General features: G+C 57.3%; 15 protein-coding genes and 2 pseudogenes. 12 read left to right on the plus strand and 5 right to left on the minus strand.

The window, feature by feature from the left end; all coding sequences use genetic code 11:
* The first annotated feature begins 7 nt into the window (after positions 1 to 7).
* Entirely contained in the window at positions 8 to 2,164 is a 2,157-nt protein-coding gene (locus JN756_RS16810) for a TonB-dependent siderophore receptor (protein WP_128191369.1), read from the plus strand.
* A gap of 104 nt (positions 2,165 to 2,268) precedes the next feature.
* On the opposite strand, the gene JN756_RS16815 is transcribed toward JN756_RS16810, so the two are convergent.
* Positions 2,269 to 2,994 (minus strand): hypothetical protein, encoded by a 726-nt coding sequence (locus tag JN756_RS16815; RefSeq protein ID WP_201021093.1) that lies wholly within the window; start codon positions 2,992 to 2,994, stop codon positions 2,269 to 2,271.
* 129 nt (positions 2,995 to 3,123) lie between these two features.
* Here JN756_RS16815 and JN756_RS16820 point away from each other — a divergent pair.
* A pseudogene (locus JN756_RS16820) lies at positions 3,124 to 3,492 on the plus strand (LysE family translocator); the annotation flags it as partial.
* Positions 3,493 to 3,678: 186 nt separating this feature from the next.
* Complete coding sequence (locus JN756_RS16825) at positions 3,679 to 4,110, plus strand: bleomycin resistance protein (protein ID WP_201021094.1); 432 nt, start codon at positions 3,679 to 3,681, stop codon at positions 4,108 to 4,110.
* Between the two features lie 193 nt (positions 4,111 to 4,303).
* Here the strand turns inward: JN756_RS16825 and JN756_RS16830 are convergent, their stop codons facing one another.
* Entirely contained in the window at positions 4,304 to 5,074 is a 771-nt protein-coding gene (locus tag JN756_RS16830; protein ID WP_201021095.1) for a TIR domain-containing protein, read from the minus strand.
* A gap of 430 nt (positions 5,075 to 5,504) precedes the next feature.
* Here JN756_RS16830 and JN756_RS16835 point away from each other — a divergent pair, with 430 nt between their 5' ends.
* The 5 genes and pseudogenes from JN756_RS16835 (at position 5,505) to JN756_RS16855 (ending at position 10,483) form a co-directional block, all read left to right on the plus strand.
* Complete coding sequence (locus JN756_RS16835; RefSeq protein WP_201021096.1) at positions 5,505 to 7,289, plus strand: hypothetical protein; 1,785 nt, start codon at positions 5,505 to 5,507, stop codon at positions 7,287 to 7,289.
* Between the two features lie 298 nt (positions 7,290 to 7,587).
* Positions 7,588 to 7,845: pseudogene (locus JN756_RS16840) on the plus strand (LysE family translocator); the annotation flags it as partial.
* 214 nt (positions 7,846 to 8,059) lie between these two features.
* The gene (locus JN756_RS16845) at positions 8,060 to 9,526 is read left to right on the plus strand and encodes a DUF726 domain-containing protein (protein ID WP_201021097.1); all 1,467 of its coding nucleotides are present in this window, start codon (positions 8,060 to 8,062) and stop codon (positions 9,524 to 9,526) included.
* Positions 9,527 to 9,890: 364 nt separating this feature from the next.
* Positions 9,891 to 10,103: a hypothetical protein gene (locus JN756_RS16850; protein ID WP_108524221.1), complete on the plus strand. Its 213-nt coding sequence runs from the start codon at positions 9,891 to 9,893 to the stop codon at positions 10,101 to 10,103.
* Entirely contained in the window at positions 10,100 to 10,483 is a 384-nt protein-coding gene (locus tag JN756_RS16855; protein ID WP_017846408.1) for a PM1101 family membrane protein, read from the plus strand. Before JN756_RS16850 ends, JN756_RS16855 begins: the two co-directional genes overlap by 4 nt.
* Positions 10,484 to 10,707: 224 nt before the next feature.
* On the opposite strand, the gene JN756_RS16860 is transcribed toward JN756_RS16855, so the two are convergent.
* Complete coding sequence (locus tag JN756_RS16860) at positions 10,708 to 11,601, minus strand: LysR family transcriptional regulator (RefSeq protein ID WP_201021098.1); 894 nt, start codon at positions 11,599 to 11,601, stop codon at positions 10,708 to 10,710.
* A 94-nt stretch (positions 11,602 to 11,695) separates the two neighbouring features.
* Here JN756_RS16860 and JN756_RS16865 point away from each other — a divergent pair, with 94 nt between their 5' ends.
* Complete coding sequence (locus tag JN756_RS16865; RefSeq protein WP_201021099.1) at positions 11,696 to 12,862, plus strand: MFS transporter; 1,167 nt, start codon at positions 11,696 to 11,698, stop codon at positions 12,860 to 12,862.
* Between the two features lie 76 nt (positions 12,863 to 12,938).
* Here JN756_RS16865 and JN756_RS16870 read toward each other — a convergent pair whose 3' ends face one another.
* Complete coding sequence (locus JN756_RS16870) at positions 12,939 to 13,343, minus strand: RidA family protein (RefSeq protein ID WP_017846411.1); 405 nt, start codon at positions 13,341 to 13,343, stop codon at positions 12,939 to 12,941.
* A gap of 143 nt (positions 13,344 to 13,486) precedes the next feature.
* Between JN756_RS16870 and JN756_RS16875 the strand changes: the two genes are divergently transcribed.
* The 3 genes from JN756_RS16875 to dapA all read left to right on the plus strand — a co-directional run bounded on the left by JN756_RS16875 (position 13,487) and on the right by dapA (position 16,323).
* Positions 13,487 to 14,413, plus strand: coding sequence for a LysR family transcriptional regulator (locus tag JN756_RS16875; protein ID WP_046383610.1), 927 nt, complete (start codon positions 13,487 to 13,489; stop codon positions 14,411 to 14,413).
* Between the two features lie 212 nt (positions 14,414 to 14,625).
* Positions 14,626 to 15,108 (plus strand): VOC family protein, encoded by a 483-nt coding sequence (locus JN756_RS16880; protein WP_017846413.1) that lies wholly within the window; start codon positions 14,626 to 14,628, stop codon positions 15,106 to 15,108.
* A gap of 363 nt (positions 15,109 to 15,471) precedes the next feature.
* Positions 15,472 to 16,323: a 4-hydroxy-tetrahydrodipicolinate synthase gene (gene dapA / locus JN756_RS16885; protein ID WP_057004610.1), complete on the plus strand. Its 852-nt coding sequence runs from the start codon at positions 15,472 to 15,474 to the stop codon at positions 16,321 to 16,323.
* Here dapA and JN756_RS16890 read toward each other — a convergent pair.
* Positions 16,298 to 17,032, minus strand: coding sequence for a GntR family transcriptional regulator (locus JN756_RS16890; protein ID WP_057004611.1), 735 nt, complete (start codon positions 17,030 to 17,032; stop codon positions 16,298 to 16,300). The two genes, dapA and JN756_RS16890, sit on opposite strands and share 26 nt — an antisense overlap.

Here is a 17,032-nt window from a genome sequence, read left to right on the forward strand (position 1 = left end):
CAGATTCATGTCCGTTCAACAACCTGTCGGTACGCGTTTTTCACCCAGCCTATTGGCATTGGCCATCTGCCTCAGCGGCACCCAGACAACGCTGGCGGCCGATACCGAAAAGGCCGCGGCACCGCTTGAACTGGGCGCCACCGAGATCAGCGGCCAGGCACTCGGCGAGACCACCGAAGGCACCCAGTCCTACACCACCGGTGCTATGGCCACAGCCACCAAGTTGCCGCTGACCATGCGCGAAACCCCGCAGGCCGTGACCGTGATCACCCGCCAGCGCATGGACGACCAGGCCATGACCAGCGTCAACGATGTGGTCAAGAACACCCCCGGCCTGTTCCTCAGCCAGTCCAGCGGCCCCGGCCGGCAGACCTACAGCTCGCGCGGCTTCGACATCGACAACATGATGTTCGATGGTCTGCCCAGCGCCTACTCGGGCTACGCCAACAGCGTGCAGCCCAACCTGGCGATGTTCGACCGGGTCGAAGTGATCCGCGGCGCGACCGGCCTGGTCACCGGCGCCGGCAACCCTTCGGCGGCGATCAACTTCGTGCGCAAGCGCCCCACCGCTACGCCGCAGGTGTCGATCACCGGCGCGGCCGGCAGTTGGGATGACTATCGCATGGAGCTCGATGCTTCCAGCGCCTTGAACGACAGCGGCACCCTGCGCGGCCGCGTCGTCGGCTCGTACCGCGACGCCAACAGCTTCCGCGACAACGAAACCAGCGACCACGGCCTGTTCTACGCGATCAGCGAAGCCGACCTCAGCGAAGACACCACTGCCACCCTCGGTTTCTCCCGGCAGGAAGACCAGACCAACTTCTTCTGGGGCGGCCTGCCCATAGGCACCGATGGCCATCACCTGAACCTGCCCCGCTCCACCAACCCCGGCAGCGACTGGGAAAACAAGGAGCTGACGATCAACACTGTATTCGGCGACGTCCAGCACCGCTTCGACAATGGCTGGAAACTCAACGTCGCCGGCTCCGCGTCGCAGCTGGACGGCGTGTTCACCGGCAGTTACCAATCGCGCTACCAGACCGAGCTGGCGCGCACCGCCTACCAGTCGCATCAGGACGACAAACAGTACGCCTTCGACACCTTCGCCAGCGGCCCGGTCGACGCCTTCGGCCGCACCCACGAAGTGGTGGTCGGCACCAGCAAACGCATCTACGACGCCACCTCCAAGGAATACAGCCCTTACGACACCAATTACCCGCTCAACGGCGCCAAACCCGACTTCCAGCGCAACGGCAAAACCCACACCCTCACCACCCAGGACGGCGTCTACCTGACCACGCGCCTCAACTTGGCCGACCCGCTCAAGGTGATCCTCGGCGCACGCTTGGACTGGTACGACTATGACGACCGCCAAAGCCAGGACGGCGACTACAAAGTCACCCGCAACCTGACGCGCTACGCCGGGGTGATCTACGACCTCGACGCGCACCACTCGGTCTACGCCAGCTACACCGACATCTTCAACCCGCAAAGCAGCAAGGACCTCTCGGGCAAGGTGCTGGAACCGATCGTGGGCGAAAACTACGAAGTCGGCATCAAGGGCGAATATTTCAACGGTGCGCTCAACGCCAGCCTGGCGGTGTTCCAGATCGACCAGAAAAACCGCGCCACCACCGCCGCCACCCAGGCCGGTTGCCCGGTGCTCACCTGCTACGCAGCCGCCGGCCTGGTGCGCAGCCAGGGCATCGACCTGGAACTGCAAGGCGCCCTCACCGAAAACTGGCAAGTCGGCGGCGGCTTCACCTACACCCGCGCGCATTTCATCAAGGACAGCGACCCGGCCAATGACAACCAGCGCTTCAGCTCCGATACACCGGAGCGCCTGTTCAAACTCACCACGTCCTACCGCTTCCAGGGCCCGCTGGAAAAACTGCGCATCGGTGGCAACGTCTACTGGCAGAGCCGCATGTACAACGACATCGCCCTCACCAACGGCAGCTATCGCCTGGAGCAAGGCAGCTACGCGGTGGCGGACGTGATGGCCGGTTACCAAGTGAACCAGCACCTGGACCTGCAAGTGAACGCCAACAACATCTTCGACCGCACCTACTACTCGGCGATCGGCAACAGCCCGATCTGGGGCTCCAACGACACCTACGGCAACCCGCGCAGCTTTGGGGTAACGGCGAAGTACAGTTTCTGACGCTGATGAGGCCGCTCGGGTAGCCGTTCTCGATCTTCAGGCAGGCGCAAAAGACGCACGAACGCGGGTTTCATCCGTGCGTTGAGAGTGGCGCGCAAGCCCCATCAGTAGAGCGATGCAAGCCCCTGCGCGCCGCGACGCTCAAACATCGCTGTTTCCGTCTCGCGCGTGGCCAGTTCGCCTTTGTACTCCAACTGGCTGAAAAAAAAGCCGTCGACATACTCCTGAGGAGGCACCGAGCCTGGTTTGTTGAACAATGGCACCAGGTCAATCGTGGCGGCGAAGTTCTCCTTGGTCAGGCTGTAGCGGCCCAGGTAGTTCCCGGACCACGGCGAATCAGCATCGACCATATCGATAGATGCATCGCGGAACGTAATGGCGGCGGCTTTCAGATCCTTGGATTGATTAAGCAGCAGGGTCAGCCGCTGAGTCTGCGAACTGCTGAGCTGACCGGCTTCATTGAGCACCTTCAACGCGCCATCGGCCTCCACCGTAAAGCCATATTTCGTGCCGGCCAAATCCGGATAAGTCGCCGCCAGCGTTGACTGGAATGTCTTGAACGTGGCGTTCAGCACGCTTTGCGCGCCTTTGGCGATCTCGATGATCCGAGGAAGCGCCCGTGATGCGGAGCGGCCGACCCACGTATCGATAGCCTCCAGCGACTGCATTGGTTCAGCGTCTGCGCTGGGATGGTAGACAGCCGCCGGGCCGGCGCTGGCCACGGCGTCCTTCGCGAGGTCCGTCAGAGGCTTGGCCACGAGTATCTGGTCGGCAGGCGTAAGGTGGGTATTGGCGGGCGGGATATAGGTAGAACTGAGGGTAAGTACCATTTCATCGGTCCATGATTGAGTGGTTCACAGCGGTTATCGACGTCAAGGGGGCAAACTTTAGGACATGGATTGTCTTCCCCCCTCAAGCCCCTTTATCCTCGACCCTCCCCGCCAGAACCCGGAACCGCCATGGACCTCACCACCCTCGTCCTCTTCCTACCCGCCTGCTTCGCCCTGAACATGGCACCCGGTCCCAACAACCTGCTGTCCGTCAGCAACGCCACGCGCTACGGCTACCGCACTGCCTGCCTCGCCGGCATCGGCCGCCTGCTCGCCTTCGCCGGCATGATCGCCCTCGCCTCCGCCGGGTTGACGGTGGTGCTGCAAACGTCGGAGTTGTTGTTCTACGCGATCAAGATCGTCGGTGCGGCGTATCTGTTCTATCTGGCGTTGCAACTGTGGCGGGCCGATCCGCAGGCGCAGGACGAATCGATTACGGCCAAGGTAGGAACATGGGCGTTGGCGCGTCAGGAGTTTCTGGTAGCGGCGGGCAAACCTCATGAAGGGCAATATGAATCCTCTCGATAGACCACTTTCGGCCAGAAGCTGCCACTCAACGCGACTCGATAATTCCCACCCGAGCGTGCATCATCGCGCTCGCCACGATCCCGTCGTGGCATCGAAGCCATCAGTGCAGAACCTGCCCGTCCGCAAAAACGAGCCTTTTGAAATGGAAGTCATCTCATGTTCGAACGTAACAAACTGGTTCCGGAGTTAATGGTCACCAACCTGGATAGCAGCCTAGCTTTTTGGGTTTCTCGTCTGGGGTTCAAAGTAGCTTATCAACACCCGGAAGATGGATTTGCATACCTTGATTTGAATGGTGCTCAAGTAATGCTTGAGCAGGTTGATTCGGACGCGGGTCAATGGCTGACTGCGCCGTTGACCAAGCCGTTTGGAAGAGGCATCAACCTACAGATTGATGTTGAGGCTGTCGCACCCATCATCCAAAAACTTGATCAGGCTGGATGTCCACTCTATCGAGAATGCAAAGACACCTGGTATCGGGCTGACAAGGTAGAAGTAGGCCAGCGCGAATTCATAGTCCAGGATCCCGACGGTTATCTCGTAAGGTTGGTAGAGAGGTTGGGTGAGCGACCGGCTTGCTCAATGTGAATCTGAATCTGAGCCAAGCCGACCGTCAGTTTTGGGTCGTTTTCTGCCTTTCGCAATGGGCAGAAAACGGCCAATAGCGGTAGTTGGAGGTGCCTACAAAACCAATAGCAATTCAGTAGGCAGCGCGACGTTTACTTTCGTGACACTCCTTCTTTGATAGAGCTAACCGTCTCAAACGGAGCGGGCGGTTGGCTCAGAGCCTATTGAGATCGACCTCAAGTCCGGCCCCCTTCAGTTCCTTCGCGAGCGAGTAGCGCCAAGCTCCGCCATTATCTAGCTCGATATAAACCACTCCGTAGTAGTCCGAAGGCAGTTCCACTCCTTTTTCATAGAGAACGCAGACGCGCCTGCGATTGATCTTGCCCATGAAGTAACCCAGCTCGAGGACCACGTTCTGTCTCGCACGATCTTGCAGCGTTTGGTCCGCTACATTCTTCTTACCGCCTACGTCGTCAGCCGTCATGAGCACCACGGCGAAATGGACATTGGCATATCGTTCCAACTTCTCAATGACGGTGTCGCTAGCGCTAGCCTGCTCATTGAGAATAATGACCTTCAGGCCCAGCTTTTCAAGCAACCGGGCCGACATCTCGCGGATAGCCTCGTTGTGCCCGTGAACCAGGAATACTGTGCTCGGGCCTTGAACGTGCTGGGCTGACGCCCCTGCTGAGAGGTCATCGCGAATGACGTTTTTTAGAACTTCGATCTCCATAACCGGGGACTTGGGTGTGACCTTGTCACCAATCTTTACGAACATCTTCACTACTCGGCCAGATAGCGGTGACGGCAGTTCGATTGAAGCCTTATCACACTCAAGCGTGACGTACGTATCGCCCTGCACTAGAAAGTCCCCAGCACTGACGGGGATCTCGATCACCACGAGGTCACCGATGCCCAAATCCTCGCCAGGCAAGCAATCGGCTTCCAAGTTAGGACACAACACAATCTGCGTCTTATCGCTCACTACTCGCCCTCCCTGATTTAAATCTAGCTTTGCATCTTCACAAGGACTGTACGCGTTCAGGGAGACCGGACACAATCCACTGCTTTGCGTACGCACAAGTACGATTGGGAAGCTGTACTCCACTTGACCACCCGTTTACCTCTTACGTCAGTCCACAGCTGCAACGGTTGGTAATTGCACGGCCTGACCCGGCTTTTTGCATTCACCCTGACCGGCCATCTGCATCCGATTCAATCATGAAGATCGAACCCATTACCGGCCGAAATCGGCCAAAGGCGGTCATGCGACGCCCCAACGTTGCAACCGCTATCAAAATAACATTACTCTGACCTCTTGAAGCTATGACGCAGTCAAAAACTATCTAACTGCGCGAATTGCATGGATGTGTAGAAGAAAAATTATGTTCAATTTTTTAACAGGATTGAAATTAATGCGCAGCAGTGATGCGAAGCCGGTTACTAAGAATGAGGCTGTTCAGATACTCGTCCCTCCCACGAAAACAGCTCTAAATCCCACTCCCAAGGTATGCCTTGTCGATATGGAATCTAGTGTTAACGAGCTATTGAAAAAAAGACTGTACGATTGTACGCCTGGGACATTGGGTGCATATGTCGACGCACCCAAGTCTAGATCCGGCATGCAGAACTTAATTGTGCCATTGACTTCATTACCCGCGAATCTTCACGAGTACGACGTCGCAGTCATTGATCTCGCGGCTAAAAAGCACGTGGATGTGAGTGAAGCTACCGCGGACCTGAAAAATGTCAGTGGTAAATCGACGTATGCTTTGTTGAGTGCTTATCCCGAGCAGGTCTTCAACTCTAAAGCTTTTGGCGCCAAAAAATTTAGCAGTAAAATTTCGGAAATGCTGGAGAAGGAATCGGTACTGATCGTATTCGCATCTGAGAATGAAAACGTCGTATACGATATTGTGGAAATAGGCAATCATATTAACTCTGTAGTCGATCACTCGCATTGCGATACACTAAGATTATGCGATGGAATTGGAGAGTTTAAAAATAAGCACGGAAGAAAAATAGCATTAGCAGAACCTTCATCTAGATTCAGTTCAATACTGGGCAAATATTTGAATGGAACTGAATATTATGTAGTTTTCCCCCACCCCAAAACTTGGGAAAACGGAAAATATGTGGCCAGCAGTGAGTTTCACCCATTACTTGTAAATGACGCTGGCGAAGTCGTAGCCTATTTAACATCTGTGGGGCAGGGCTTCTTGTTTGTATTACCTCAAATCAAGAATAAGGCTGAGTTTCTTGAAGAGTTTTTCGACTCCTTAGCCGCGGTTTTTCCTAAGCTGTTCCCCTATAATGGATTATTTTCCTGGTTGAACGATGGCAGCTACCCGTTGCCTGGCGAACTGAAGCTTCTCGAGCAACGCAAAATTATAGAAGAAAAATACAAAACTGACATTTCAGATAATGAAACTGCTGTAACCAGCCTGAAAGAAGAGTTTAAATTTCTCAGAGACATGCTTTCTGAGTCTGGAGATCCCTTAGTAGATGCGGTGCAGGAATACTTTAGATGGCTTGGATTTTCCTCAGTAAAAAGCATGGACGAACATAGTGCCGACGTTCTGGAGGAGGATATACAAGTCGAGTTGGGAAATGGATTATTGATAATAGAGGTTAAAGGAATAGGTGGTACCTCTAAGGATAAAGAGTGTGCACAGATTTCCAAGATCAAGCATCGGAGAATGGAAGAACGCCAGGCTTTTGATGTTTCAGCTCTATACGTGGTAAATCATCAACGCTACATTTCTCCTCGAAATCGCATCAACCCCCCCTTCACCACGAACCAAATAAAAGATGCTCAGCTTGACAAGCGGGGACTCGTCACAACATTCCAACTTTATAACGCATACTTCGATATCGTCAGTGGATTATTTACGAAAGAAAGCATCAGAAACCAGCTATTAACTTTTGGGCTTGTAGAGTTTACTCCTCCGGAACTACTGGAAGTTGGGGTCGCAGACGAGGTGTTCAAAAACGGCACCATTGCAATTCTCAACCTTACAGGACAACGGATTACGAAAGGAATGAAGTTGCTCGCAAAGAAAAATGGAAGCTACACTTCGACGAGAATAATTGGATTACAAATAAACAACGTTCATGTTGACGAAGCAGAAAATGGCGAGGTTGGAGTGGAACTGGATGATGCTATAAAAAGGGGCTCGAACATTTTCGTGCCGGCCTGAGGCAGCCAGGACTGTGAGTAATCTCACAACGGTAGAGCTGTGACTTTCCGCAAGGCATTAATTCATCCCTGCGTGACCGGCTGCTGTGGGTCCAGGCTGTGTGAAAACGCATGCACCGTTTTGAAGTCTGCGTTGCTACGTAAAATCTGCCAGCGTTTGGTTAGTCAGCAGACCTGCAATTTGCGTAGGAACGCGACTTTCGTTCCGATTCTCACTGTCAAACTTGCTCTAAAACGTTTTCACACAGCCTGGGTCGAATGCGGCCATCCAGCCGCTGAGAATCAAGCTGGGCCCCAGCAACCCGAAAGCCATCCTGATCTTCACCGCCTTTCTCCCGCAGTTCGTGGTGCCCGGCCAGCCCATCACCCCACAGTTCGCCCTGCTCGGCGCACTGTTCCTGGTGCTGGAATGGATCGCCATCAGCCTCTACGCCTATATGGGCCTGCACATGCGCCGCTGGTTCGCCGAGCCACGGGGCAAGCGGTTGTTCAATCGCTGCTGCGCGGGGTTGTTGTCTGCGGCGGCGACGGTGTTGCTGATGGCGCGGCGGGCTTGAATGGCGTTCTCAAGGCGGCGGGATACGCGCGGTGTTGCCTGTCGGCCTCATGGGTTGCTAACACCGCGTTTTCGGGACGAATAAGCAGCAAGCCACGTTCAGGCCCTACTGAGTAGAGGTCTAGCCCCGCGCCTTTGTACCTAAACATCCGTTTACAACAGCAATAGCCAAATGCCACCATTCGCTCATCTACGATTTGCTACAAGGACGTCGCGTGAGCCACAACTTCAAGTTCTTGACCCTGCCCCACCGCTCCGGCGAGGTCGCCAACATCTTTATCCACGGCTACTCAGCCGGCCACGATATAGAAGACCGGTGCGCGCTGAGCAAATGTATCCCGTCATCCCTCCACGAGTGCATCAACATCTTTGCGTTCTGGCCTTCCGGTCATTGGAGCCAGTTCGATAAGTTATCCAGCAGTAGCGTGGCGGCAATGGCTCGGTTGAACATCTTCGCGGGTACCGCGGCAGCAGTGGCCGATCGCGCCGTCCACTTCAACACCAGCCGCAAGCGCGCCACCGCCATGGGCAAGACACTGCTCTCGCAACTTGAGGGCTACCTGCTCAAACATCACCCCTACGTGTCGAAGGTCAATCTGGTCGGGCACTCGCTCGGCGGGCGGGTCGTCGTGAGTGCGCTACTCGATCTGCTCGACAGGCCAACTGATCACGATCTTGAAATTGGCGATGTGTTGTTGATGGCGGCAGCGGCCGAATTGTCGGGAGACGAGGCTCGAGCCATCCGCAAGCGCACAAACTGCAGGCTGTACAATGCTTACTCAAAAGATGACGACGTTCTGCGGTTGAATATGGGCGAAAGCAGCGCGGGTCGCCAGCCAATCGGTAACTGCAAAAACGTTCGGATGGAGTCCTTCGGTCATACAGACTATTGGCCGCGTCTGGAGCAAGTACTCAGGGCATCAGGCTTCCATGGCTACAAAAGTGGCCTGCCGGCGTCGAATCAGCCCCAACTGATCATCAAGAATCCCGATCCGGTCGTGACCGACCATTTCATTTATGACCTGCTCGAACTGACCAGCGATCGAATCCGCAATCAAGTCGCCAAGCACCTGCGTAGCAGCAGTTGGACGACCCTTGAGACCGACCATTCACTGTATCTGCTGACCAAGGAATTCCAACTACTGGGCGGCCACTGCTTGGCCAACCTGGCGCGTAGACGCGGTCTCAAGTATCTACAGATCCTGCTCATGCTGACAGAACACTACGACTTGGTAGACGAGTTGCACGATTGTGCTCGGGTGATTGAGATGGAGGGGTTGCTCATCAGCAAATGCTTCCACTCTTCTTTCGGTGAGGGTCATGTACTCGCGTCAAAACACGACATTGTCCAGCATTTGGAGGTCATGTCCGAGAAAGCTTACTTTGAGCAGGTCGATGCGTTGGCGGCAAGCCTGACCGTTACGTCTTACTTCTCGACCCCTAGCGCACCTGCCCCTGTGTATCGCAAGGCGCACTCAACGCTGACCAGTAAGAACAAGGAGTTAACGCTGGCATCTGCAACGCGACTGCCCTCCCTCACTCATCTGGTTTCGACCGAGCGCATCAAGGCGGCGGTTACGAACCTGAAAAGTGCAGTCAAGCCCGGCTACTCGGCCTTGATTCCCGCGGTTGCGATTCTCTTCTATGCGCGCTTGAAGCTGAATAACGAAGGGCTGCTCTAACCCTAGCGTGCTCAATGGCTGTGCCTCGCCCTCGACACCTCAAACTGTTATTTGAGTACCGCGAAGTGCAGATCATTAATCACTGAGGGGATTGGGAATGACTGGCAGGGATGCCTTAAAACTAAAGAATGATGGGCGACAGCCGACAACCTGAGCGTGCGAAGGGGGATTTTAGAAGCCCAACCAAGTATCAGATAAGCAAAGTACGCAGGATCGCGATGGGATTTCAAACTGGAAGATCAGAAACTCACGCGACGGACATGGATGCTCAATCGACGCTTTCCGGATCATTCCGGGGTACGGCCTTTAGTGCAGACCCGACGAACATATTCTAAAAACCAACACAACCCACATAAGGCCGCACATGATTATTGTCGTAATAGCCGGAATTATTTTAGCCGTCGTTATGTTCAAGCTATTGCTTCCACTTTTAGGGGAAATGGTAGGCGTGATAATCGGCGGGCTGCTGCTACTTGGCGCAATCGCTTTGTGCGTAGCTTTTCCACCGATCATTATTCTTTTTTTGATCATCGGATTCATTGTTGCCGGCAATAAAAAAACGAAGGACAAGCAATGAGCGTAACGACAGAGAAAGAACTAGCCGACGCGGTAAACCGCAATGAAGACACCATCGTGATTGAAGGCGATCTTGCAAAAAAAACCATTCGGATAAAGGCTACCGGCACGGTTGCATGGGCTGTGGCCATTGGTTCTATATGCATAGTCTTTTATGGCGTCATAGCCACCGTCGGTACGGGTGGTGTTGCCACACCGGTTGCTGGCTTCGCAGCGGTTGCCGGGTCAGGCGGAGCCCTCAGCGTTCTAGGGGCTGCAGCAACTTCGGCGGCTATATCCATGGCCGTTTCGGTGAGAAGCCTTAGCGTGTTAAAAAAGTTAAGAGGCAACTATAAGATAGTGAGTAAGTCGGACAACAAAGTCACGCTTAAGCGCAGCTAAAACAGTGCTTCGCAGTTGGCCCCGGCACTTCACCCAAAACGACCACTTCCGAGCCAATAAGTTTATTGCTCGGCGGTCGAATACAATTCATGTTCGGTACTTCGCCAGCTGCTGCGCAACATTCTATTAGCACTCGAATGAGTTTGGATTCGGGTGTTGGTCACTATTTGCTTAATGCAAACAGCATCGCGCGAGTACCCGCAAGGATCAGCTAACGCCAGCACCTACATCCGATGATGTTCCAGCAGGAAGTCCACGAACAACCGCACCCGCGCCGGCATTGCCGAGCCACCCACGAACACCGCATGAATCGGTTCCTCGTCGCCGGGGTTCCAGGTTTCCAGCAGCGGTATCAGATCGCCACGCTGCAGGTCCTCGCTCACGCTGAATTCGCCGATACGCGCAATGCCGGCACCTACTCGCGCGAGTTGGGCCAGCGCTTCGCCACTGCTGCATTCGATGTTGCCGCTGACCTTCAGGGAAAACGCTTTTCCGTCGCGGATGAATGGCCAGTTGGGTTCGGCACGTCGGAAGTTGAAGCGTAGGCAGTTGTGCCGCAGTAGATCCTCCGGTTCCAGGGGGATGCCGTGGCGCTGCAGATACGCGGGCGATGCCACCACTACCTGGCCGGTGGCGCCGATCCTGCGTGCGGTCAGCGGGCTGTCGGGCAGATAACCAAAGCGTACCGCCACGTCGGCCTGGCCGCCGAGAATGTCGACCACTTCGTCGCCGAGGGTGAGGTCGACGACGATGTTCGGGTAGCGCACGCTGAATGCCGCCACCAAGGGCACGATCGCCAGCCGCCCATGACCAAGCGCGGCGCTGACGCGCAATCGCCCCCTTGGGACGCCCTGGTCGGCGATGGCTTCTTCGACCTCGGCCATGTCGGCCAGGATGCGCCGGGCACCGCGCAGGAATGCCTCGCCCTCGGCGGTGAAGGTGAGCGATCGAGTGGTGCGCAACAGCAGCCGAGTGCCAAGACGCTGTTCAGTACGGGCGATGATTCGACTGACCGCCGAGGGTGTCAGCCCCAATGTCCGCGCGGCGGCCGACAGGCTGCCTTCCTGCGCCACGCTGACGAACACGCCCATTTCACCCGATCTGCCGTTGAAGTCCATTTGTGCTCCTTACGCAAAGGTGATTGCCAAAAATGCTATCTACCGCCTGAAAAGGCTGAATCGTAGCATTGGCGGCATAGATAAGGAGCCTTCCATGCGTATCAATCCACCACTTGTCGCACTCGCCATGGGTGCCTTTGGCATCGGCGTTACCGAGTTCGCCCCCATGGGCATGTTGCCGGGCATCGCGGCGGATCTCGGTGTTTCCATTCCCGCCGCAGGTCTGTTGGTCAGTGCTTACGCCCTGGGCGTACTGCTCGGCGCGCCGCTGATGACCCTGACCACCGGCAGGATTCCACGGCGCTATCTGCTGATCGGACTCATGGCGATTTTCACCCTGGGGAATCTGATGTCAGCCCTGGCGACCGATTACTACAGCCTCATGGTCGCCAGGGTGGTGACCTCACTGAACCACGGCGCGTTCTTTGGCGTCGGCGCCATCGTCGCCGCCAGCGTGGTTGCCCCGCAGAAACGTGCCGGAGCGGTTGCGGCCATGTTCATGGGCCTGACCCTGGCGACCATCGGCGGTGTGCCGCTGGCCGCCTGGTTCGGCGAACTGTTCGGCTGGCGCAGCGCATTCTGGGGGATTACCGGCCTCGGTGTGGTGGCCATGGCCGCGTTATGGTTCGCCCTGCCCAACCTGCCGGCGCCGCAAAGCGGCGGTGTACTGGCCGAAATTCGGGTATTGGGCCGTGGCCCGGTGCTGGGGGCGCTGGCCCTCACTGTCGTCGGCTCGGGGGCAATGTTTACCGTCTTCACCTACATCGCGCCGATTCTCAGCAGCGAGACCCACGCGTCCACCGCCTACATCACCGCCATGCTGGTGCTGTTCGGTGTGGGGTTGACGCTGGGCAACATGTGGGGCGGCAAGGCCGCCGACCGCTCGATAGATCGCACCCTGATCGTTTCGCTGAGCGTGCTCATTCTCGTCTTGCTCGCGTTCACCGTACTGATGCGTTGGCCGCTGCCGGCCGCCGTTGCCATCCTGATATGGGGTATCGCCAGCTTCGCCCTGGTGCCGCCGCTGCAGATGCGCGTCATGGAAGCGGCCAAGGACGCGCCCAATCTGGCCTCGGCGGTGAACATCGGCGCCTTCAACTTAGGCAACGCGATTGGTGCGGCACTGGGCGGAGCGGTGATCAATGCCGGGCTGGGTTATCCGGCGATTTCCCTGGCCGGGGCAGCAATGGCGGGGCTGGGGCTGCTGATGGTGTTGGCTTTTGCCTGGCGTTCCAGAACGCTTGCAACTGCGGTGCTGTGACGTGCGCGCTGTCACAGCCCAACGGTTCAGGATGAAGCGCTTTCGGTACCGCGCCCTTGCGTAATCACTGGCCAGATCATCCCCCGGTGCCTTCCGGCAGCTTGGCAATCACCTTGATCTCGAACTGGTAACCATACAGCCACGTGACACCCACGCCGGTCAGCGTCGGGTGTGGCGCCCGGCCCCAGAACTCCGGCACAACCTTCCAGATCGTCTCGAACGTCGACTCGGGATCGACGATGAAGACGGTGACGTCAATCACATCGTCGAAGGTGCAACCGGCAGCGACCAGGATTGCATTCAGGTTGGTGAACGCGCGTCGGACCTGGGCCTCCAGATCGGGTTCGGGCGAGCCGTCTTCGTGGCTGCCGACTTGCCCCGACACAAATAAAAAACCATTGGACTTGATCGCCGGCGAATAGCGATTGCGCTCGTAAAGCGCCTGGCGTCCAGGTGGAAAAACAACATCACGCTGCGTCATAGGTGCCTCCATCAATGGGTCAAAGCCGACCCGGAACTAACGATGCAGAGACTGTATGGACTTGTACCTGGGCGATAAACACGCAACCTTAGCCAGCACTGTTTGTAAAATCCAAACAATCCAATCGAGAGCGGGGGTTAGCAATGGACCGTTTTGATGCGATGCAGGCGTTTGCTCGCGTGGTGGAAGCTGGCAGCTTCACCAAAGCGGCCGAAACACTGCACATGAGCAAGACCACCGTGACACAACTGGTACAGCAGTTGGAGGCACGGTTGCGGGTTAAATTGCTTAACCGCACCACGCGCAAAGTCAACGTCACGGCCGACGGTGCAGTCTATTACGAGCGAGTGTTACGACTGCTGGCCGACATGGACGACGCCGAGACCAGCCTGTCCGGCGCCTCGACACTGCCCAGGGGGCGATTACGAGTGGATGTGCCAAGCCCGCTGGCCAGCATGATTCTAGTCCCCGCATTGCCCGAGTTTTACCTGCGCTACCCGGACATCCAGATCGACATGGGCGTCAGCGACCGGATCGTGGATATGATCGGTGAGAACATCGATTGCGTGGTGCGCGGCGGCGAGATAAAGGATCAGTCGCTGATGGCCCGGAAGGTTGGCGACCTCCAGCTTGGCGTTTTCGCCGCACCGAGCTACCTGGCCCGCGTCGGTATCCCCGCGCATCCGCGGGAGCTGGAAGATTCGCAACACCGTATCGTCGGCTTCTTGTGGGCGCGCACCGGTAAAGCCCTGCCCTACTCCATGCGCAACCACGCTGAGAGCCTCCAGGTCAAAGGCCGCTATGCGCTGGCAGTCGACGATGGCAACGCCTACCTCGCGGCCGGCCTGGCCGGGCTGGGTGTGCTTTGGCTGCCCAAGTACATGTCCACGACCTACGAAGCACGCGGCGAATTGGTGCCCCTGTTCAAGGACTGGCGTTTCGACCCGATGCCGATCTACGTGGCATTTCCGCCGAACCGGCATATCAGCATCAAAGTGCGCGTGTTCATCGATTGGGTCGCGGAGCTAATGGCGCAGCATGCGCCTGTCAGCGAGCAACGAGGTTCGTGACGGTGGCGTTGGGGGCGCGCAGACGTTTTGCTCATCTGCGCGTTCTTCGTCCTTGACGATCGGCTTGAGAGAATCGTGGGTGTTGCTGGCCCCAGCATGCTGATTTTGTATGCGGCCTCTGTCGGCGAGGCCGCGGTACTCGGTTCGCAACACCGCATCCGCCCTTCACCCTGATCTAAACTCCACACACCCATTCACCGTGGAGACCGAACATGAACAACAAAAACACCCTGTGCCTCTGGTACAACGGCACCGCCCTGGACGCTGCGACGTTTTATGCCAAGACCTTCCCGGACAGTGCGGTGAAAGCGTTACACCGCGCGCCGGGGGATTATCCCGCAGGTAAACAAGGCGACATTCTGACCGTCGAGTTCACCGTGCTGGGCATCCCGTGTCTCGGCCTGAATGGCGGTCCGGCATTCCCGCACACCGAGGCGTTTTCCTTTCAGGTGGCTACCGATGACCAGGCCGAGACTGATCGGCTGTGGAACGCCATCATCGACAACGGTGGCCAGGCCAGTGCCTGCGGTTGGTGCAAGGACAAGTGGGGCCTGTCGTGGCAGATCACGCCGCGTGTGTTGTCGGCCGCCGTGACCCATGCCGACCCGGCGACGGCCAAGCGAGCCTTCGAGGCGATGATGACCATGACCAAGATCGACATTGCCGCGATTGAGGCCGCAGTGGCTAATCCCTGACCGACAACGATCGTTTCACCGCCCAGGCACTGTTCAAGTGCCTGGGCCGTGCAACCTGCCGGTAACTACGCAGGGCTTGACACATTTACTCACACCCCCTGAAGATGGAGCCCTCATTCAGGGTGTGTCAGCTCATGCTTGCAACGTCTTTCGTTAACCTTTCCGTCATTGGCTTGATCGCCAAGGCGCAAGGTTGCGTTGCGCGCGCCCTCAAATCGAAGAAACAGTCGCTCATGTGACCGGGGCGCGCTGTCCCGTCAGATGAGCTGACAGGACATTGAGCGCGACGGACACCCTGCCCTTGCACAATTCCTTCTGCCCTTCTGACGGTGACTTAATCGGTCAATCATCAGGAGAGAGTGCATGTCAGCGTTTCAAGGTATCTGGGTTCCCGTGGTCACGCCGTTTCAGGACGGCGCCATCGACTTTATCGGCTTGCGCCGGCTGGTTGAGCATCTGCTGGAAAAGCACGTGGCCGGGATCATGGTCTGCACCACCACGGGCGAAGCCGCGGCGTTGAGCCGCCAGGAACAACTGGCGGTGCTGGATGCGGTGTTGCAGTGGGTGCCGGCGCACCGCGTGGTGATGGGCCTGGCGGGATATAACCAGATTGAGCTGTTGCAGTTCCAGGGCGAAATCCTCAAACGCCCGGTGGCCGGGCTGTTGGTGCCGGCGCCCAGCTATATCCGTCCGTCCCAGAGCGGCCTTGAAGCGTTCTTCCGCACGGTGGCCGATGCCTCCGGTGTGCCGATCATTCTCTATGACATTCCCTATCGCACCGGCGCGACCTTCGAACAGGCCACGCTGCTGAACATCGTCGCCCATCCGCGCATCGTCGCGGTCAAGGACTGTGGCGGCAACCTGGGCAATACCCTGGCGCTACTAGCCAGTGGGGCGGTGGATGTGCTGTGTGGCGAGGACATCCAGATCTTTAACGCGTTGTGCCTTGGCGCCACTGGGGCGATCGCAGCGTCGGCACATGTACACACCGAGCGGTTCGTGGCGCTGTGGCAGCAGGTGCGGGATAACCAGTTGAGCGAGGCGCGGCAGACGTTTTTCCAGTTGCTGCCGTTGATCGATACGTTGTTTATGGAGCCCAACCCGGCACCGGTCAAAGCCGCGCTGGCCTTGCAGGGGCTGATCGGCAGTGAATTACGCGCACCGATGCAGCGGGCCGGCGATGCCACCGTCAGCCGTCTGCAAGCGTTGCTGTGAAGCCGGTTGATTGAGTGTCCCGCGCCACCTGCAACCGGTGTAACGTGATGTTGCGCACCTGCTGCTTGCTCAGTTCGATATGCCGCTTGAGCAGCTGCTGCGCCTCTTCACCGCGCCGTTGCAGGATAGCGTCGAGTATCTGCGCGTGTTCTTCGTAGGTCGCCGCGATCCGCGATGCCTGGGTAAAGTCGAGCCGGCGGATGATGCGGATTTTTTCCGTAATGGCGTAGTGCATGCGCGCCATTTCGCGGTTGCCGGTGGCTTCCACCAGGGCGCAGTGAAAGCGCTCGTCCAGCGCGGACACCTCCTGGGTGTCCTGCTGGCGTTCGCCCTCCTCCACCTGCCAGATCGCCTGTAACCCTTGCAACAGCGCAGGGCGCGGTTCATCCATCAGGCATAAACGGTTGACCGCCGCCAGTTCCAGAATGATCCGCAGGTCATACAGCTCTTCGAAGTAGGTGAAGTCGAACGGTTTCACCTGCCAGCCACTGCGGAAGTACACCTCCAGGTAACCTTCCTTCTCCAGACGATAGAGCGCCTGACGCACCGGGGTGCGACTGACGTTCATGCGCTCGGCCACTTCGCCTTCGCTGAAGCGGTCGCCCGGCAGCAGGCGAAAGTCGAAGATATCCGCCTTGAGCTGCGCGTAGATGCGTTCGGCCAGGCTGTCGGGGCGCGCCTTGGGATTTTTCAGGGTTGAGCCCGGCAT

It is taken from the genome of Pseudomonas sp. Y39-6, from assembly GCF_023651955.1.
Classification (GTDB): domain Bacteria; phylum Pseudomonadota; class Gammaproteobacteria; order Pseudomonadales; family Pseudomonadaceae; genus Aquipseudomonas; species Aquipseudomonas veronii.